This is a genomic window from Serratia sp. L9 (assembly GCF_050632285.1).
In the GTDB taxonomy this organism is placed as follows: Bacteria; Pseudomonadota; Gammaproteobacteria; order Enterobacterales; family Enterobacteriaceae; genus Chania.
Genome location: NZ_CP192591.1, coordinates 4,374,303 through 4,393,883, shown reverse-complemented (window position 1 = coordinate 4,393,883; position 19,581 = coordinate 4,374,303). Strand labels below are relative to the sequence as shown.

The window sequence follows — 19,581 nt, the reverse complement described above, 5'->3', positions numbered from 1 at the left end:
AAACGATGAGCTTCGAAGGAAAAATTGTTCTGGTCACCGGCGCAAGCCGCGGTATTGGCCGGGCTATTGCAGAGTTATTTGTTGAGCGTGGCGCTAAAGTTATGGGTACCGCTACCAGTGAGAGCGGTGCTGAGGCCATCAGTAACTATCTCGGTGAGAACGGCAAAGGGTACATGCTGAACGTGGTGGATGCGCAATCTATCGACAACGTTTTGGCTTCGATTCGTGAGGAATTTGGCGAAATCGACATTTTAGTGAATAATGCCGGTATTACGCGTGATAACCTGCTGATGCGAATGAAGGATGATGAGTGGCAGGATATCCTGGACACCAATCTGACTTCCGTATTCCGCCTGTCAAAAGCGGTAATGCGAGCTATGATGAAAAAGCGGTTTGGCCGTATCATCTCCATCGGTTCTGTTGTCGGTACCATGGGGAATGCAGGGCAAGCGAATTACGCGGCGGCTAAAGCCGGTCTGATTGGCTTTAGTAAGTCTTTGGCACGTGAGATTGCTTCGCGTGGCATTACGGTCAACGTCGTGGCTCCTGGCTTTATTGAGACGGATATGACACGGGCGTTGACAGAAGATCAACGCGCAGGCATTTTGACCCAGGTTCCGGCTAGCCGGCTTGGGGATGCAAAAGAAATCGCCAGCGCTGTTGCATTTTTAGCCTCTGATGAGGCTGGCTATATCACCGGTGAAACGTTACATGTCAATGGCGGCATGTATATGATTTAAAAAATGCGAAAACTATTTGCGTTATTTGAGGTAAAAACCGCAAAATAGCGTAAAATCGTGGTTTGACCAGCCGGGATTTAGTTGCATCTTTTTCAACATTTTATACACTACGAAAACCATCGCGAAAGCGAGTTTTGATAGGAAATTTAAGAGTATGAGCACTATCGAAGAACGCGTTAAGAAAATCATTGTTGAGCAACTGGGTGTTAAGCCGGAAGAAGTTTTAAATAACGCTTCTTTCGTTGAAGACTTGGGCGCTGATTCTCTTGACACCGTTGAACTGGTAATGGCACTGGAAGAAGAATTCGATACTGAGATTCCAGACGAAGAAGCTGAGAAAATCACTACTGTTCAGGCAGCTATTGATTTTATCAACGCTAGCCAGCAGTAAGCGAACATATCTAGGCGGTCATTCGACCGCCTAAGTTTTTTCTATCCCTAGTATCATATTTTCCCTCCTTGGAGGACAAACGTGTCTAAGCGTCGAGTAGTTGTGACCGGACTGGGCATGTTGTCTCCTGTCGGCAATACTGTAGAGTCCACATGGAACGCTCTTCTTGCCGGTCAGAGTGGCATCAGCCTGATCGACCATTTCGATACTACTGCCTATGCAACGCGTTTTGCTGGCTTGGTAAAGAATTTTAATTCTGAAGATTTCATTTCGCGCAAAGATGCGCGCAAGATGGATGCCTTCATTCAATACGGTATCGCCGCTGGCATGCAAGCCATGCAGGATGCCGGGTTGGATATTAACGAATCTAACGCCAACCGTATTGGTGCCGCAATCGGCTCCGGTATTGGTGGCCTGGGTTTGATCGAAGAAAACCACAGCTCACTGGTTAATGGCGGCCCAAGAAAAATCAGCCCGTTTTTTGTGCCTTCAACCATCGTAAACATGATTGCTGGCCATCTGACCATTATGTTCGGCATGCGTGGTCCCAGCATTTCTATCGCTACTGCCTGCACGTCAGGTGTGCATAACATTGGCCATGCTGCACGTATCATTGCTTACAATGATGCTGACGTAATGCTGGCCGGTGGCGCAGAGAAAGCCAGCACTCCTTTGGGTGTCGGCGGTTTTGGCGCAGCGCGTGCGCTCTCAACACGCAACGAAAATCCGCAGGCTGCAAGCCGCCCTTGGGACAGAGACCGCGACGGTTTTGTGCTGGGTGATGGCGCAGGGATGATGGTGCTGGAAGAGTACGAACACGCGAAAAAACGCGGCGCAAAAATTTATGCAGAAGTTGTCGGTTTTGGCATGAGCAGCGATGCTTACCATATGACATCACCGCCAGAAAATGGCGCTGGTGCCGCTCTGGCAATGGAAAACGCGCTATCGGATGCAGGCGTGACGGCGTCACAAATCGGTTATATCAACGCGCATGGCACCTCGACGCCTGCGGGTGATAAAGCCGAGACCCAAGCTGTAAAATCCGTGTTTGGCAGCGATGCAAAGTGTGTGATGGTAAGCTCCACCAAATCGATGACCGGCCACCTGTTGGGTGCCGCAGGCGCGATTGAGTCGATCTTTACCGTCTTGGCACTGCGCGATCAGGCTGTTCCGCCAACCATCAACCTGGATAATCCAGATGAAGGTTGCGATCTGGACTTCGTGCCACATGAAGCGCGCCAGACGAAAGACATGGAGTTCACGCTGTGCAACTCCTTCGGCTTTGGTGGCACCAACGGGTCGCTGATTTTCCGTCGAGTCTAGTTTGGTCTATCTGTAGCTGATAAAAGCCCGGTTCATTTGTGACCGGGTTTTTTTATCCTGTCAGGCAGCGGTTATCGTTTTTGCGCCTGTTATGCTGTAGTGAAACCTATTGTGAGGGGATTCCCATGTACTGGATCAATGGACAACAGCACGATGCTCTGGCATCCAGCGATCGCGGTTTGCAGTTTGGCGATGGTTGTTTCACCACGGCCAGGGTAGAGGAAGGGCAAATCAACCTTCTGCCCTGGCATCTTGAGCGGATGCAGCAGGCGGCGCAGCGTTTGCTGTTGCCCAGGGTGAATTGGCTGTCATTAGAACTGGAGATGCGGCATGCTGCAGAATCTATCCAACTTGGCGTGGTCAAAGCGATAGTGACGCGCGGCAGCGGGGGCGCGGGTACAGCCCTAACGGATGTGGGAACCCGACGCGCATCGTTTCACGCAGTACTTACCCAACGCATTATCTGTCATGGCGTGAGGAGGGGATTAATCTGGTGCTAAGCCCGGTTCAACTGGCTCGTAACCCTCTGCTGGCCGGGTTGAAACATCTTAACCGTCTCGAGCAGGTGTTGATCCGCGCGCATCTTGACCGGACTGATGCTCATGAGGCTCTGGTGCTTGACACTAACGGCATGCTGGTGGAATGCTGTGCGGCTAATTTGTTCTGGCGTAAGGGAAAACGGGTCTTTACCCCCAACCTGGATCAGGCCGGTGTGGCGGGGTTGATGCGCCGCAGGGTGATCGAAGTGCTGGCAGGCAGCGAATACTCGCTACACCAGGTCAGTGAACCTTTGGAGACGCTGGCCGATGCCGATGAAGTATTGGTATGCAATGCATTGATGCCGTTGCTGCCGGTAAACGCAGCAGAAACATGGCGTTATCGCTCGCGTCAGCTGTATGATTTTTTGCGACCACAATGTTGATGATGACTGATTAATGAAGAGAAAAAAGCTAAAGATTGTTTTGTTGGTAGTTTTTCTGGCGTTGGCTTCGCTGTTTTGGGGCTACCAGAAGGTTGAACGTTTTGCTAATCAGCCGCTGGCGATCCAGCAGGAAACCATTTTCAAACTGCCAGCGGGAACGGGCCGTGTGGCATTGGAAGGGTTGTTGGTGCGCGATAAGCTCATCCATAATGGCCGTTGGTTCCCGTGGCTATTGCGGCTGGAGCCGGAGTTAGCTGAGTTCAAGGCTGGCACCTATCGCTTTACACCGGGTATGACCGTACGCCAGATGCTTACACTGTTGGCCAGCGGCAAAGAAGCCCAGCTCAGCGCGCGCTTTATTGAGGGTTCGCGCCTGCGTGACTGGTTACAGGTGTTGCAGGAGTCCAAATACATTAAGCATACGCTGGCGGGTAAAAGCGAGGCGGAACTGGCCAAAGCGCTGGGCCTGCCGGAAGGGGACACCCTTGAAGGTCACCTGTATCCGGATACCTATCTCTACACGGCAGGGACTACCGACCTTGCCTTGATAAAACGAGCGCAGTTGCGGATGAACAAAACATTGCAAGACGTCTGGCAGGCTCGCGATACCAGCCTGCCTTATAAAAGCCCGGAACAGCTACTGGCTATGGCGTCAATTATTGAGAAAGAGACGGCAGTGGAAGAAGAGCGGACCAAGGTTGCTTCGGTATTTATCAACCGTCTGCGTTTAGGGATGCGTTTGCAGACCGATCCGACGGTGATTTACGGTATGGGAGACAGTTATACCGGCAACATCAGCCGTAAAGATCTGGAAACGCCCACGGCCTATAACACTTATGTGATCTCTGGCCTGCCACCCACGCCGATTGCCATGCCAGGCCTGGCTTCGCTGGAGGCAGCAGCCCATCCGGCAAAGACTGATTACCTGTACTTTGTCGCAGACGGCAAGGGTGGACATACGTTCACTACCAATCTCAACAGCCATAATGCGGCGGTGCGCGCCTATCGCCAGGTGCAAAAGGAAAAGAATGAAAAGTAAATTCGTGGTGATTGAAGGGCTGGAAGGTGCCGGTAAAACTACCGCGCGTAATACTATCGTCAGCGTGTTAAACCAGCATGGCATCAACGATATCGTGTTTACCCGTGAGCCTGGTGGTACGCCGTTAGCGGAGAAGCTGCGCGATCTGTTCAAGCGTGGTACGGAGGGTGAGTTACCAACAATCAAGGCAGAAGTGCTAATGCTCTATGCCGCGCGCGTGCAGTTGGTGGAAACGGTGATCAAACCGGCGTTGGCTCGTGGCGCCTGGGTCGTTGGCGATCGTCACGACCTCTCCTCGCAGGCCTACCAGGGCGGTGGCAGGGGCGTTGACCCACAATTGATGACTTCCCTGCGCGATATCGTACTGGGGGATTTCCGCCCTGACCTGACCCTTTATCTCGATTTGCCGCCGTTGGTTGGCCTGCATAGAGCCCGCGCGCGCGGCGAGTTGGACCGTATCGAGCAAGAGGCATTGCCATTTTTTGAGCGTACCCGCACCCGCTATCTTGAGCTGGCGGCACAGGACAATAGCATTGTCACGGTTGACGCAGAACAATCGCTGGAGCAGGTCACTGCCGATATCCGGCAAGTTGTTGCGCACTGGCTGCAACAGCAGGAAGGGGCGTAATGAACTGGTATCCGTGGCTTAACACTGCATATCGCCATTTGGTAGGGCAATATACTGCTGGCCGCGGTCACCATGCCTTGCTGTTACATGCAGCCCCAGGCAACGGTGATGCAGCCTTGCTTTACGCATTAAGCCGTTGGTTGATCTGCCAGCAACGCAACGGAGAAAAGAGCTGTGGCGAATGCCATAGCTGCCGGCTAATGTTGGCGGGTAATCATCCTGATTATCATGTGCTGGCACCGGAAAAAGGTAAAAGCAGTCTGGGCATCGAACCTATTCGCCAACTGATTGAGACTTTAAACTCCCATGCTCATCAGGGCGGCGCGAAAGTAGTGTGGCTGTCCCAGGCTGAATTGCTGACCGAAGCGGCCGCTAATGCTCTGCTGAAGACGTTGGAGGAACCTCCGGCCAATACCTACTTTCTGTTGGGCTGCCGTGAAACCTCAAGCTTGCTGGCAACCCTGCGCAGCCGCTGTTTCTACTGGCATCTTGCCAGCCCGGACGAACAGCTTGGCCTGCAGTGGCTGAGCCGGCAGGGTGTGGGTAATCCCAACGATCGCCTCACCGCGCTGCGTCTTCATGACGGAGCACCGATTGCTGCCGAGCAGTTGCTGCAGCCAGAGCATTGGCAAAAGCGCCTGGCGTTGTGCAATGCACTGAGCACCGCCTTACCGCAGTGCGATATGCTGCTATTATTGCCGGTTCTCAATCATGATGATGTGGCAGACAGGCTACATTGGCTATGCGCATTGCTGCTGGATGCGATGAAATGCCAACAGGGCGCTGCGAGTTATATATTAAACCAGGATCAACTGGCGCTGGTGCAACAGATGGCCAGCCGGTTAAGCAGTGCCTCGCTCCAGCAGATAACGCAGCAGTGGCTAAACTGCCGCCATCAATTACTCAGCATCGTTGGCGTTAACCGCGAACTGTTGCTGACAGAACAGTTACTAAGCTGGGAGCAGATGCTTGGCTCTACCGGTTTTACACCTCATCATCCGTTGTAAAAGAGTTATATATTATGTTGTTAGTAGATTCTCATTGCCATCTTGATAGCCTGGATTTTACCGCGTTGCATCAGAACGTTGATGATGCCCTGGTCAAAGCCAAAGCGCAGGATGTGGGCTTTGTTCTGGCCGTAGCCACCACCTTGCCGGGCTATCAGGCCATGACGCAATTGATTGGCCAGCGTAACGACGTGGCCTTCTCTTGTGGCGTTCATCCGCTGAACCTGGAGGATGGATACGATTACGCCGAACTGCGTCGTTTGGCGGCGGCAGAGCAGGTGGTTGCTTTGGGTGAGACCGGGTTGGATTATTTCTATCAAAAAGACAATATCCCGTTACAACAGGCATCGTTTCGCGAGCATATCCGTATTGGCCGTGATCTAAACAAACCGGTGATTGTACATACGCGAGATGCGCGCGAAGACACCTTAGCCATCCTGCGGGAAGAGAACGCGCAAGATTGTGGCGGTGTGTTGCATTGCTTCACCGAGGATTTGCCCACGGCGCAAGCCTTGTTGGATCTGGGCTTTTATATTTCGTTTTCCGGTATTGTGACGTTCCGTAACGCCGAGCAGTTACGTGAGGTGGCACGCTATGTGCCGATGGATAGAATGCTGGTGGAAACCGACTCCCCTTATCTGGCCCCGGTACCTCATCGTGGTAAAGAAAACCAACCTGCCTATGTGCGCGATGTGGCTGAATACCTTGCCGTATTGAAAGGCGTCAGCCTGGAAGAGTTGGCTGGGGCCACTACCGCCAACTTTTCACGCTTATTTCACGTCGAACTATAATCCTTCACTTGGATTTGGCTAATGTTCCAGAGTGATGGAATTCTTTTTAAGCTCGTAATTAATCGGCGAAAGGCGTAATGTTCTCATCCGTTTTACGGCGATGGGCGGGCTTTTTTCATTGTTTTTTACAAAAAATAGACAATTTTTGCCAAGCTGACGCCCTTATTCATTGAAACGTGACTGCCATCAAACATTGCTCAGGGTATTTATTTTACTCTGCGTAAAAATTAAAGGGGTGCTCAGACACCCTGAAATGCAGAGGTTTTTTCTCCCCTCTGCAACGCGAAGATTCGCGAAGAAGTAGCAAAGTACTATTACTCAGGAGCTCACTCAACTATGTTCAAGAACGCATTTGCAAACCTGCAAAAAGTAGGTAAGTCGCTGATGCTGCCGGTTTCCGTATTGCCTATCGCAGGTATCCTGCTGGGCGTCGGTTCCGCCAACTTTAGCTGGCTACCGATGGTAGTCTCCCATGTGATGGCCGAAGCGGGCGGATCTGTATTCGCCAATATGCCGTTAATCTTCGCCATCGGTGTTGCGCTGGGCTTCACTAACAACGACGGGGTTTCCGCGTTGGCTGCCGTTGTGGCTTACGGCATCATGGTCAAAACCATGGCCGTGGTTGCGCCGTTGGTTCTGCATCTGCCAGCCGAAGAGATTGCAGCCAAACACCTGGCGGATACCGGTGTGCTCGGGGGGATTATCTCTGGTGCCATTGCTGCTTACATGTTCAACCGCTTCTTCCGCATTCAATTGCCGGAATATCTGGGCTTCTTTGCCGGTAAGCGCTTTGTGCCGATCATCTCTGGTCTGGCGGCCATCATTCTGGGCGTGATCCTGTCCTTCATCTGGCCTCCAATCGGTACGGCTATCCAGACCTTCTCACAATGGGCTGCTTATCAGAACCCGGTGGTCGCTTTTGGTATCTATGGCGTCGTTGAGCGTGCTCTGGTGCCGTTTGGTCTGCACCATATCTGGAACGTTCCTTTCCAGATGCAAATTGGTGAATTCACCAACGCGGCAGGTCAGGTATTCCACGGCGACATTCCTCGCTACATGGCGGGTGACCCTACCGCCGGTATGCTGTCTGGTGGCTTCCTGTTTAAAATGTACGGCTTGCCAGCTGCGGCGATTGCCATCTGGCATTCAGCCAAGCCGGAAAACCGCGCTAAAGTCGGCGGTATCATGATTTCCGCTGCGTTGACCTCGTTCCTGACCGGTATCACCGAGCCAATCGAGTTCTCCTTTATGTTCGTTGCGCCGATCCTGTACGTGATCCATGCGATTCTGGCCGGTCTGGCGTTCCCAATCTGTATTCTGTTGGGCATGCGTGACGGTACCAGCTTCTCACACGGTCTGATCGACTTTATCGTACTGAGTGGCAACAGCAGCCGCATCTGGCTGTTCCCTATCGTTGGTATCATCTACGGTCTGGTGTACTACACCATCTTCCGTGTGCTGATCGCCAAGCTGGACCTGAAAACTCCTGGCCGTGAAGATAACGCGACCGATCAGGTTACTCAGGGGGTTCTGAAATGTCGGCCGCTTTGGTCCAGGCATTCGGCGGTAAAGAAAACATCACTAACCTGGATGCCTGTATCACCCGTCTGCGCGTCAGCGTGGCCGATGTATCCAAGGTTGATCAGGCGGGTCTGAAGAAACTGGGGGCTGCAGGCGTAGTTGTCGCAGGCTCTGGAGTTCAGGCTATCTTTGGTACCAAATCTGATAACCTGAAAACTGATATGGATGAGTACATCCGTAACAACTGATTCAGGCAGGGGAGTTGACAAGGGGAGGCGAAAGCCTCCCTTTTTTGTTGGTTTTTCGCCAGCCCTTTGCGATGCTGATGCCTGCCAAGCGAATGATCGTCAAGAGGGACAAAATGACTGACCCGATAACGTTCGAACCCCCATCATTAATCGGTAGCCAGATCGAATTACTGCCATTACAGACAACACACCGCGAAGCGTTGGTCAACGCCGCTGCGGACGGTGAACTGTGGAACCTGAAGGTCACGGTAGTGCCTGATACCGGCACCATCGATAAATATATAGAAACTGCGTTGGCTGGCCGCAATGCCGGCTCGATGCTGCCGTTTGTGATTGTCCAACGGGCAACCGGGCGCGTTATTGGCAGCACCCGTTTCTGGAAGATTGACCGAGCTAATCGAAAAATGGAAATCGGCCACACCTGGCTGAGCCAGTCGATGCAGCGTTCGGGCGTCAATACGCAAGCCAAATACCTGCTGCTGGGTTATGCCTTCGAAATATTCCAGGCGGTACGCGTTCAGTTTACTACCGACGAACTGAACGAGAAATCGCGGGCGGCGATCTTGCGCATTGGCGCGAAACAGGAAGGTATCGTGCGCCATGAACGTATCATGCCGGATGGGCGCAAGCGTAATTCGGTCAGATTCAGCATTATTGATGATGAATGGCCGCAGATTAAAGCCAGGCTTGAAACCTTGCAGAACCATAATACTGATTAATTCCCTCAGCGGTATCGGTGTGATTGAGTGATTCTGCATCACTCAACGCGGAAAGTGCGCAATCGGGTTGAAAGCAGTAGAATTTGTCACTCATACTGCGTAAATCTTTTTTACGCTGAACAAGGAGTTCCAGATGGCCGAAGAAACTATTTTCAGTAAAATCATTCGCCGTGAAATCCCTGCAGATGTGGTTTACCAGGATGAGCTGGTCACCGCATTCCGTGATATTTCCCCACAGGCACCGACGCATATCCTGATCATTCCGAACGTTCTGATCCCTACGGTGAACGACGTCACCGTAGAACATGAGGCCGCATTGGGCCGTATGATCACCGTGGCGGCTAAAATTGCCGAGCAGGAAGGAATAGCCGAAGACGGTTACCGCCTGATTATCAATTGCAACCGTCACGCTGGCCAGGAGGTCTATCATATTCATATGCATTTAGTCGGTGGGCGCATATTGGGCCCGTTATTGCCACGTTAACGGAGGATGACCATGCGCTATAACTACAGAATGCGTTACTTGATGGCGCTGGTGCTTCCCACAGTGATCCTGATGGGCTGTAGCAGCCCGCAAGAGATCGCGGTCAATGAACGGCAAACGGTAGTCATGGACTCCTCGGTACTGACGGCGGGTATTCTGGCGGACAACCCGTCCATTACCGACGCGTCTGGCCGTTTGAAGGCGACCTCGTTGCTCAGCAACACCCAGGAGACCCCGGTAACCCTACACTACCGTTTTTATTGGTATAACAAACAGGGGCTGGATATTCTGCCTTTTGAAGAGCCGAGGACGGTTACCGTTGGCGCGAATTCAGACGCAGAGATTTATTCACTGAATGGCAATCTTGATGCTAAACGAGTGCGTCTGTATCTATTTTTGTAACTTGGGTTCCGTTGGAGAAGGGTAATGAAAAAGTATCTATTTGTGGCGCTTGCCGCGTTGGTGTTAACCGGTTGTCCGTCACGCCCACCAGAACCACAGCAACCGCCAGTGATTATTGAACCGGTGCCGCAACCGGAACCAGAGCCGGTACCGCCACCAAGCGAGCCTGTGCCACAGCCACCGAAGATCCAGCAGCTTGATTGGCTGGGTAGCGTACAACCTCTGGTCGGCCAGATGTTGAAGGCAGACGGTGTCACCCCTGGTAGCGTGTTACTGCTAGACAGCGTAAAGAACAATACCAATGGCTCACTGCAAATCGGCAAGGCCACCTCGGCGCTACATCAGGCCCTGGCCTCGAACCAGACCTTCACCATTGTGCCGGAAGCGCAACTCTCAAGCGCCAAACAGACGCTTGGCCTGTCAGCAGAAGATAGCCTTGGCTCACGCAGCAAAGCTATTGGCCTGGCGAGAATAGTCAGTGCTCAGTATGTGCTGTATAGCGACGTCAGCGGTGATGTAAAATCACCGACCATGGAGATGCAACTGATGCTGGTGCAAACCGGTGAGATTGTCTGGTCAGGTAATGGCGACGTCAAACACTGAAAGCCAGCTTCGGCGACTCCTCAATAACAGGCTGCCGGCGGTAAATACCGCCGGTTGTCATTTCAGCCAGGTGCAAGGGTTGACCGGCGAAAGCTGGCGTATTGAAGGCCATAATCTGCAATTACTGGCGCGCCAGCAGACAGCAGAAAAGCGTGCTTTGGGTGTCAGCCGCAGGCGTGAGGGCCGTGTGTTAAGCCGCAGTGGCCAAGGGGTTGGCCCTCGGGTGGTGTTGCAACATCCCGACTGGCTGATTGTCGAATGGCTGGCAGGCGAAATGGTCGACGAGACGGCCTTTGCGGCGTTAAATGCCAGTGGCGCGTTAGCGGCTTTTATCGCCAGGCTGCATAAGCAAAAGTGCAGTGGTTACCCACTCAACCTGCAGCAGCAGTTTGCCGGTTATTGGCAGCAGATAGACAGCCAGCGCGTTACGCCTGCCTGGCTAGGTTGGCAGCAATATTTTATGCAATCCAAGATGCCAAGCCCGCTGATGCTGGCGCCGCTGCACATGGACATTCACGCGGGTAATCTGTTGGCACAGGGCGACCGGTTAAGATTGATCGATTGGGAATATGCCGCCGATGGTGATATTGCCCTGGAGCTTGCCGCGCTGTTTCGCTTTAACTCATTCTCTACCACCGATCAACAACGCTTTTTAAAGGGCTACACCGGGCTTGGCTATCAGGATTTACCCCGTTTGATGGTGCAGGTGCAGCGTTGGGTACTCTGGGTCGATTATCTGATGCTGATGTGGTTTGAAGTGCGCTGGCAGCAGAGTCGGGATCCGGCATTTTTGCGCTGGGGCGCAGCTTTGTACCGGCGTTTTTGTTTATCATCCCCCAATTCTCTATGAATACCGAAGCGAGGTGGCCGTGGGCCCAGTAATGCTAGATGTCGTCGGCTATGAGCTGGACGCAGAAGAACGCGAAATTTTAAAACACCCGCTGGTAGGCGGATTGATTTTGTTCACCCGTAATTTCCATGATGCGCAGCAGCTCAGCGAGCTGGTGCGTCAGATCCGAGCCGCTTCACACGATCGGCTGGTGGTCGCTGTGGATCAGGAAGGCGGCCGCGTACAGCGTTTCCGCGAAGGTTTTACCCGCTTGCCTGCCGCCCAGTCGTTCGCCGCGCTTAATGATGCGCAGGAAGGAGGGCGTTTGGCCCAGGAGGCCGGCTGGCTGATGGCCTCAGAAATGATCGCCCAGGATATCGACATCAGCTTTGCGCCGGTGCTGGATATTGGCCATGTCAGTGCGGCAATTGGTGAACGCGCCTTCCACAGTGACCCACAGCAGGCGTTGGCGATGGCCGAGCGCTTTATTCAGGGGATGCACAGTGCGGGCATGAAAACCACGGGCAAGCATTTTCCCGGGCATGGCGCGGTCAGTGCAGATTCTCATAAGGAAACGCCACGCGACCCACGGCCATTGGCACAAATTCGCGATGTTGATATGTCTATTTTCCGCGAGCTTATCCAACGCGGCTTGCTCGATGCCGTCATGCCAGCCCATGTCATCTATACTGAAGCAGATCCGCGCCCGGCCAGTGGCTCTCCTTATTGGCTGAGAGACATCCTGCGGCAAGAATTGGGGTTTGACGGCATAATTTTCTCTGATGATCTGTCGATGGAAGGCGCGGCGATCATGGGCAGTTATGCCGAACGCGGTCAGGCTGCGCTGGACGCGGGCTGCGATATGATCCTGGTTTGTAATAATCGGGCAGGGGCCGTCAGCGTGCTGGATAACCTGTCCCCGGTCAAAGTAGAAAAATTGCGGCGGTTATATCATCGCGGTCAGTTTACCCGTCAGGAACTGCGAGATTCCGACCGCTGGCAACAGGCGCACAAGGCGCTGAGTATGCTGAGCGAACGCTGGGAAGAGCACAAGCAACGCTCAGTGGGGTGAATGGTCAGGGCGCCGTCAGGCGGCGTTAACGATGGGGGTTGCGGCATGGCCCCCAGTTTGTTGCGAGGATCCAGATGATTATTTATTTACATGGCTTTGATTCCACCAGTCCCGGCAATCATGAAAAGATTTTGCAGTTGCAGTTCATCGATCCGGACGTGCGTTTTATCAGTTACAGCACTTTGCATCCGCGCCATGATATGCAGCATTTATTGAAAGAGGTGGACAAGGCTGTCCAGCAGGAAGGAGACGCTAGCCCCTTGATCTGTGGTGTGGGGCTGGGGGGCTTTTGGGCCGAGCGCATCGGCTTTTTGTGCGGGATCCGCCAGGTGATGTTCAACCCGAATCTCTACCCGGAAGAGCATATGCATGGCAAGATCGATCGGCCAGAAGAGTATCGCGACATCGCCACCAAGTGTGTGGAGGATTTCCGCGAGAAAAACCGCGATCGTTGTCTGGTGGTGCTTTCTCGCCATGATGAAGTGTTGGACAACCAACGCAGCGCTGAAATGCTGCACAAGTATTATGAAATTGTCTGGGACGAACAGCAGACACACAAATTTAAAAACATTTCGCCGCACCTGCAACGTATCAAGGCTTTCAAGACGCTGGCGTAACAGTTTTATAACGCGTGACATAGCCGCGAGGGCTGCTGATAAAGGCAACTATCGCGGCTTTTTCATTTTTATCGTGCCGGATTTGTCTGATTATCGGCAAAATCCGCCAGTGTGATCCAGCGCTAACTATTTGAATCTCAATCCCCAAAAAAGCCCTTCGTCCAGCCTTTAACCGATAAACTTTGATGTACATCAATTTTGGTATTACCAAATAACCTCTCGTGTTATTCTGACCCCAGATAGCAGGTTTAACTTAAGTGAACCCTATGTATTCTAAGGATATTATTTATTTACCCTTGGGCAACAATTGGTTCACATTCAGGGGGTCATTTTGACAACGCCAAAGAAGAAAATAGTCATTGTAGGTGGTGGGGCTGGTGGTCTGGAGCTGGCAACCAGCTTGGGTCATAAGTTCGGCCGCAAAAGCCAGGTTGAAGTTACGCTGGTGGATCGTAACCACAGTCACCTGTGGAAACCGCTGTTGCATGAAGTGGCAACCGGCTCCCTGGATGATGGTGTGGACGCGTTAAGCTATCTGGCGCATGCGCGTAACCATCACTTCAACTTCCAGCTTGGCTCATTGGTTAACATCGATCGTGAGAAGAAAACGCTGCAGCTCACACAGATTTGCGATGAGCATGGCACCGAACTGGTCCCCGAGCGCGATCTGAGTTACGACATTCTGGTGATGGCGCTGGGCAGTACATCGAATGATTTCGGCACGCCAGGGGTAAGAGACAACTGTATCTTCCTGGATAACCCGCATCAGGCGCACCGTTTCCATAACGAAATGTTAAACCTGTTCCTTAAGTTCTCTGCCAAGCCAGGGGATAAAGAAAGCGTTAATATCGCCATCGTCGGCGGCGGCGCTACCGGCGTAGAGCTTTCTGCAGAGCTGCACAATGCGGTTAAACAACTGCACAGCTACGGCTTTGAAGGGTTGGATAACAGCGCGTTGAAAGTGACGCTGGTTGAGGCTGGTGAGCGTATTCTGCCTGCGTTGCCACCGCGCATCTCTGCTGCGGCGCATCAGGAATTGAACAAGTTGGGCGTGCGTGTACTGACCAACACCATGGTGACCAGCGCCGATGAGCATGGCCTGAATACCAAGGGTGGGGAGTTTATCAACGCCGATCTGATGGTTTGGGCTGCGGGTATCAAGGCTCCGGACTTTATGAAAGACATTGCTGGGCTGGAAACTAACCGCATCAACCAGTTGGTGGTAGAGCCCACGTTGCAGACCACCCGTGATCCAAATATCTTTGCGATTGGTGACTGTGCTTCTTGCCCGCGTGAAGGCGGTGGTTTTGTTCCTCCGCGTGCGCAGTCTGCACATCAGATGGCCTCCCGTTGCTATAGCAATATTCTGGCACAAATCAATAATCAACCGATGAAGCCCTATGTTTACAAAGATCACGGTTCGCTGGTGTCACTGTCCCGTTTCAGTACCGTGGGAAGCCTGATGGGCAACCTGATGCGTGGTTCGATGATGGTTGAAGGGCGCATTGCGCGCGTGGTGTATATTTCGCTGTACCGTATGCACCAGGTGGCGTTACACGGTTACACCAAAACCGGTCTCATGATGTTGGTGGGGGGATTAACCGGGTGATCCGTCCACGCCTGAAAATGCACTGATATCGCCTTGACCGCTTAACTGCGATCAACTGATACAAAACCCACGCGGGTTCGCTGCGTGGGTTTTTTTATTTTTGGGCCCGGTAGAATGAGCGAGCAGACAACCGCAGATGAGCGATTATTCTGATAAGACTTCTCCTAAAGAATAAGCTTTGCAGGCTTTCAGAACGCTTTGCTCACTTAGTCTTATTGCGAGGTGGAAGGTCATTGTGCAGACTTTAGGGTGTTTACAGACGGCGCAGCGCGCACGCCGTAAACCGGGTACTGCATGCCACCAATGAGCAAAATTTCCCGGTGCAAAATGCGTGGTAACACATTCTGGAGGATTTCCTGTGAACAAATCAATGTTAGCCGGTGTTGGGATTGGTATCGCAGCCGCTCTGGGGATTGCTGCCGTTGCCAGTCTGGACGTCTTCACTCCCGGCCCACAATATGCGCAGGTTCTCACCGCCACACCGATCAAAGAAACTGTCAAAACCCCTCGTCAGGAATGCCGCAACGTCACGGTTACCCACCGTGCTCCCGTGCAGGATGAAAACCGCATTGCCGGTTCCGTACTGGGTGCCGTCGCCGGTGGCGTGATTGGTCATCAGTTTGGCGGCGGCCGTGGCCGTGATGTAGCGACCGTCGTCGGTGCGCTGGGTGGGGGATATGCAGGCAACCAGGTTCAGGGGAGTTTGCAGAACAACGATACGACCACCAGCACCCAGCAACGTTGTAAAACGGTGTATGACAAGTCGCAGAAAACGCTGGGTTATGACGTGACCTACAAAATCGGCAATCAGCAAGGCAAGATCCGCATGGATCACGATCCAGGCACTCAGATCCCGCTGGATAACAATGGCCAGTTGGTGCTGAATAAAGCCTGATTGGCATAGTGAAAAGTGAGTATCGAATCAGTTCTTTCTCCATTGGGAAGAACGAACTGATTCGATGTTGTGATCACCGACCGAAGTGACGTTGTGGCGCATTTACTCCCCTCTTCTTCGGGAAGAGGGTTAGGGGAGGAAACTTAGGGCTATCAAGCCGCGAGGGTATGTTCCCTGAAGGCCGTCAATAATTCCTCGATAAACTTCAGCCGCGCCGGGCGGTCGGTGAGGTCCAGCATAAATTTCAGCTTGGTTGGCCCATCCAGGCGATAAACCTGCGGTTTGCTTTGCAGCAAGCCAATCAGATACCCGGGATCGACCCGGTTTTTCTCGCCGAATTCGATAAAACCTCCGCGTTCATTGCCTTCAATACGTTTGATGCCCAGCTTCTGCGCCAACTGACGCATTGCGGCGCTTTGCAGCAGGTTACGCGCCGCATCTGGCAACAGGCCGAAGCGATCGATCAGTTCGACTTTCAACTCTTCCAGTTCCCCTTCGTTTTTAGCGCTGGCAATGCGCTTGTAGAAGGACAAACGGGTGTTCACATCGGGGATAAAGTCATCAGGCAGCAGCGCTGGCATGCGCAGTTCCACTTCCGTTTGATTGCTGGTTAGATCTTCCAGCGAAGGTTCGCGCCCGTTCTTCAAGGCTTCGACGGCGCTTTCCAGCAGTTCCATATACAAAGAGAAACCCACGGTGGTCATCTGGCCGCTCTGGTCTTCACCCAGCAGTTCGCCAGCACCACGGATCTCCAGATCGTGCGTTGCCAGTGCGAACCCGGCCCCCAGATCCTCCAGCGCGGCAATTGCCTCCAGCCGCTTGTGTGCGTCGGTGCTCATGGTTTTCGGATTCGGCGTTAGCAGATAAGCATAGGCCTGATGGTGAGAGCGCCCGACGCGGCCGCGCAACTGATGCAACTGTGCCAGCCCGAAACGATCAGCACGTTCGATGATAATGGTGTTGGCGCTTGGGATGTCGATACCGGTTTCGATAATGGTGGTACAGACCAGTACGTTGAAACGCTGATGATGGAAATCGTTCATTACCCGTTCCAGATCGCGTTCCCGCATCTGGCCATGACCGATGGCAATCCGCGCTTCGGGTACCAGCTCCGCCAACCGTTGTGCCGCTTTATCGATGTTCTCTACGTCGTTGTACAGGTAATACACCTGGCCGCCGCGCAGCACCTCACGCAAGATCGCCTCACGCACCACCAGGCTGTCGAATTCACGCACAAAGGTTTTCACCGCCAGGCGGCAGGCTGGCGGGGTGGCAATGATCGACAGATCGCGCATGCCACTCATCGCCATATTCAGGGTTCGCGGGATCGGTGTGGCAGTCAGCGTCAGGATATCCACATCGGCGCGCATTGCTTTGATACGCTCTTTGTGACGAACACCAAAGCGGTGCTCTTCATCGACAATCAGCAACCCCAGATCTTTCCAGCGCAGATCGCTCTGCAGCAGCTTGTGGGTGCCGATAATAATATCCACTTTACCCTCTGCCGCCGCCTCCAGAACCTGCTGTTGCTCTTTGGCACTGCGGAAACGAGACATCATCTCAATGCGGATTGGCCAGGTGGCAAAGCGATCGCGGAAGTTATCGAAGTGCTGCTGTGCCAGCAGGGTTGTCGGCACCAATACCGCCACCTGCTTGCCGTTTTCCACCGCCAGAAAGGCGGCGCGCATCGCGACTTCGGTTTTGCCAAAGCCCACATCGCCACAGACCAGGCGGTCCATCGCCAACGGCTGGCACATATCGCTCAGCACGGCGTTGATAGCCTGCTCTTGATCCGGGGTGGTCTCAAACGGGAAGCTCTGGCAGAACAGCTGATACTGTTCGCGATTATGTTTGAAGGCAAAACCGGATTTCGCGGCACGCTGGGCGTATATATCCAGGAGTTCGGCGGCGACGTCACGCACCCGCTCGGCGGCTTTTTGACGTGCACGCGACCAGGCATCGCCGCCCAGTTTGTGCAGCGGGGCATTATCATCGGCCCCACCGGCGTAGCGGCTGATCAGATGCAGAGAGGAAACCGGCACGTACAGCTTGTCTTCACCGGCGTAAGACAGGATCAGATATTCCGCCTTGATACCACCGGCCTCCAGCGTCGTCAGACCGACATAGCGCCCAACGCCGTGCTCCAGATGAACCACCGGTTGCCCAGGGTGCAGCTCCGCCAGGTTACGGATCAGGGTATCGGTATTGATGGTGCGGCGGTTATCCTGCCGACGGCGGCTGACCCGCTCACCAAGCAGATCGCTTTCGCAAATCAGCGCCCGGTCACGTAGCGTATCCAGAAAGCCGCGTTCTGAAGCCCCGACCATCATATAACGGCCTGGCGCTTCAACCTCGTCAAGGCGCTGGATCAGGCTGGTGCCGAGCTTGATGCGGCCAAGCAGATCCTGCAAGGTTTCACGGCGGCCTTCGCTTTCTACCGAGAAAATCACGCTGCCGGTAAAGCTTTCTATAAAGCGGCGCAGATTATCCAATGGCGCTTTCTGTTGAGCCTGGACCGCCAGTTCGGGCAGGGTTTGATAGCCCAGATTGGTGTTACCTGCCTTGGCAGGCAGCTCTTCGGTTTTCAACGCCACGCGTGGCCAGGCCTTGAGTTCACCAAACAGGGCATCAACCCGTAACCATAAGGTATCTGGAGCCACCAGCGGGCGCATCGGATCGATACGTCGGCTTTTATAGCGCTGATTCACATCCAGCCAGAAACGCTCGGCGGCGCTTTCCAGATTGCCAGTGTTGACGATAAGCGTATTGGCTGGCAGATAGCTGAATAACGAAGGCAGCGGCTGGCTGAAGAACAGCGGTTGCCAGTATTCGATCCCGGCAGGCCAGGTGCCTTTACTCACCTGCTGGTAAATATGTTCGGCGTCACGGCGCACTTCAAACTGTTCGCGCCATTGGCTGCGGAACAGCTCGATAGCATTTTTATCGGTTGGGAATTCGTGTGCTGGCAGCAGGTTGATGGCATCCACTTCGTTCAGCGTACGTTGATTGTCCACGTCGAAGGTGCGCAAGCTGTCGATTTCGTCATCGAAAAAGTCTATACGATAAGGCTCTTCACTGCCCATCGGGTATAAATCCAGCAGGGCCCCACGCGTGGCAAATTCGCCGTGCTCCATGACCTGATCGACGCTGCGGTAACCCGCCTGTTCCAACTGGGCGCGCAAAAGGTCCCTTGACAGCCGCTGCCCCTTTTTCATTACCAGAGCATGCCCATGCAGGAATTCATGAGGGCAGACGCGCTGCATCAGCGTGTTCACCGGCAGAATGATAATGCCGCGTGCCATGGTTGGCAGGTGATACAGGCTCGAAAGGCGTGCAGAAATGATTTCCTGATGCGGCGAAAAACTGTCATACGGCAGCGTCTCCCAATCGGAAAGGGTCGTCACCATCTGGTCGGTAAACTGCTGAATTTCGTCACGTAGCCGCAGCGCGTTTTGCATATCCGGAGCAATCAGCATGACCGGGCCCGGATGGCGCTCGGCAATCTCGGCGCATTCAACGGCGCAGGCGGAACCGGTCAGTTGCCCCAGTTGGCGTAAATCGCCCGCGCGGTCGGGTAGAGAGTAACGGGAGGAAGATGAAGCGGAACGGAGACTCTTATCAGAAATGCTCATTCAGTTATCTTTAATCAATGAATTGAATAACAGTTTTTTGTGGTGTTCACCGTGGCGGTTGACGCGTGAATACCACAAAATCCTGTTGGCCTTTATCCTCGTTATACTA

The 19,581-nt window shown here is 53.4% G+C and carries 16 protein-coding genes and 3 pseudogenes; 18 read left to right on the top strand and 1 reads right to left on the bottom strand.

Annotated features, from left to right (window positions below):
* Positions 1-5 precede the first annotated feature (5 nt).
* The 18 genes and pseudogenes from fabG to ACQ86O_RS20835 all read left to right on the top strand — a co-directional run bounded on the left by fabG (position 6) and on the right by ACQ86O_RS20835 (position 15,840).
* On the top strand, positions 6-740 hold the full coding sequence (fabG, locus tag ACQ86O_RS20920) for a 3-oxoacyl-ACP reductase FabG (protein ID WP_431222694.1): 735 nt from the start codon (positions 6-8) through the stop codon (positions 738-740).
* Positions 741-894: 154 nt separating this feature from the next.
* Entirely contained in the window at positions 895-1,131 is a 237-nt protein-coding gene (acpP, locus tag ACQ86O_RS20915; protein ID WP_127956392.1) for an acyl carrier protein, read from the top strand.
* An 81-nt stretch (positions 1,132-1,212) separates the two neighbouring features.
* Positions 1,213-2,454: a beta-ketoacyl-ACP synthase II gene (gene fabF, locus ACQ86O_RS20910; RefSeq protein WP_431222693.1), complete on the top strand. Its 1,242-nt coding sequence runs from the start codon at positions 1,213-1,215 to the stop codon at positions 2,452-2,454.
* Between the two features lie 125 nt (positions 2,455-2,579).
* Positions 2,580-3,376 (top strand): annotated as a pseudogene (pabC, locus tag ACQ86O_RS20905) (aminodeoxychorismate lyase).
* Positions 3,377-3,389: 13 nt separating this feature from the next.
* Positions 3,390-4,415: an endolytic transglycosylase MltG gene (mltG, locus tag ACQ86O_RS20900; protein ID WP_431222692.1), complete on the top strand. Its 1,026-nt coding sequence runs from the start codon at positions 3,390-3,392 to the stop codon at positions 4,413-4,415.
* Entirely contained in the window at positions 4,405-5,043 is a 639-nt protein-coding gene (tmk, locus tag ACQ86O_RS20895; protein WP_431222691.1) for a dTMP kinase, read from the top strand. Before mltG ends, tmk begins: the two co-directional genes overlap by 11 nt.
* Positions 5,043-6,050 carry a DNA polymerase III subunit delta' gene (gene holB, locus ACQ86O_RS20890; RefSeq protein ID WP_431222690.1) on the top strand — a complete coding sequence of 336 codons (1,008 nt, stop codon included), beginning with the start codon at positions 5,043-5,045 and terminating at the stop codon, positions 6,048-6,050. Before tmk ends, holB begins: the two co-directional genes overlap by 1 nt.
* Positions 6,051-6,064: 14 nt before the next feature.
* A complete protein-coding gene (locus ACQ86O_RS20885) occupies positions 6,065-6,841 on the top strand; it encodes a metal-dependent hydrolase (protein ID WP_431222689.1) in 777 nt (258 codons plus the stop codon).
* Positions 6,842-7,177: 336 nt separating this feature from the next.
* Positions 7,178-8,610 (top strand): annotated as a pseudogene (gene ptsG / locus ACQ86O_RS20880) (PTS glucose transporter subunit IIBC).
* Positions 8,611-8,723: 113 nt separating this feature from the next.
* Positions 8,724-9,329, top strand: a complete 606-nt coding sequence (locus ACQ86O_RS20875; protein WP_431222688.1) for a GNAT family N-acetyltransferase — start codon at positions 8,724-8,726, stop codon at positions 9,327-9,329.
* A gap of 133 nt (positions 9,330-9,462) precedes the next feature.
* A complete protein-coding gene (hinT, locus tag ACQ86O_RS20870; protein WP_431222687.1) occupies positions 9,463-9,813 on the top strand; it encodes a purine nucleoside phosphoramidase in 351 nt (116 codons plus the stop codon).
* Positions 9,814-9,825: 12 nt separating this feature from the next.
* A complete protein-coding gene (locus ACQ86O_RS20865; protein ID WP_431222686.1) occupies positions 9,826-10,215 on the top strand; it encodes a YcfL family protein in 390 nt (129 codons plus the stop codon).
* A 24-nt stretch (positions 10,216-10,239) separates the two neighbouring features.
* A complete protein-coding gene (gene lpoB, locus ACQ86O_RS20860; protein WP_431222685.1) occupies positions 10,240-10,818 on the top strand; it encodes a penicillin-binding protein activator LpoB in 579 nt (192 codons plus the stop codon).
* Positions 10,799-11,668, top strand: coding sequence for a phosphotransferase (locus ACQ86O_RS20855; RefSeq protein WP_431222684.1), 870 nt, complete (start codon positions 10,799-10,801; stop codon positions 11,666-11,668). The genes lpoB and ACQ86O_RS20855 overlap by 20 nt, the downstream gene beginning before the upstream one ends.
* Positions 11,669-11,699: 31 nt before the next feature.
* Positions 11,700-12,719 carry a beta-N-acetylhexosaminidase gene (gene nagZ / locus ACQ86O_RS20850; protein ID WP_431222683.1) on the top strand — a complete coding sequence of 340 codons (1,020 nt, stop codon included), beginning with the start codon at positions 11,700-11,702 and terminating at the stop codon, positions 12,717-12,719.
* Positions 12,720-12,793: 74 nt separating this feature from the next.
* Complete coding sequence (gene ycfP / locus ACQ86O_RS20845; RefSeq protein WP_431222682.1) at positions 12,794-13,336, top strand: alpha/beta hydrolase YcfP; 543 nt, start codon at positions 12,794-12,796, stop codon at positions 13,334-13,336.
* Between the two features lie 331 nt (positions 13,337-13,667).
* Positions 13,668-14,971 (top strand): annotated as a pseudogene (locus tag ACQ86O_RS20840) (NAD(P)/FAD-dependent oxidoreductase).
* Between the two features lie 332 nt (positions 14,972-15,303).
* The gene (locus tag ACQ86O_RS20835; RefSeq protein WP_431222681.1) at positions 15,304-15,840 is read left to right on the top strand and encodes a glycine zipper 2TM domain-containing protein; all 537 of its coding nucleotides are present in this window, start codon (positions 15,304-15,306) and stop codon (positions 15,838-15,840) included.
* 152 nt (positions 15,841-15,992) lie between these two features.
* On the opposite strand, the gene mfd is transcribed toward ACQ86O_RS20835, so the two are convergent.
* Positions 15,993-19,472 carry a transcription-repair coupling factor gene (gene mfd, locus ACQ86O_RS20830; protein ID WP_431222680.1) on the bottom strand — a complete coding sequence of 1,160 codons (3,480 nt, stop codon included), beginning with the start codon at positions 19,470-19,472 and terminating at the stop codon, positions 15,993-15,995.
* Positions 19,473-19,581 lie beyond the last annotated feature (109 nt).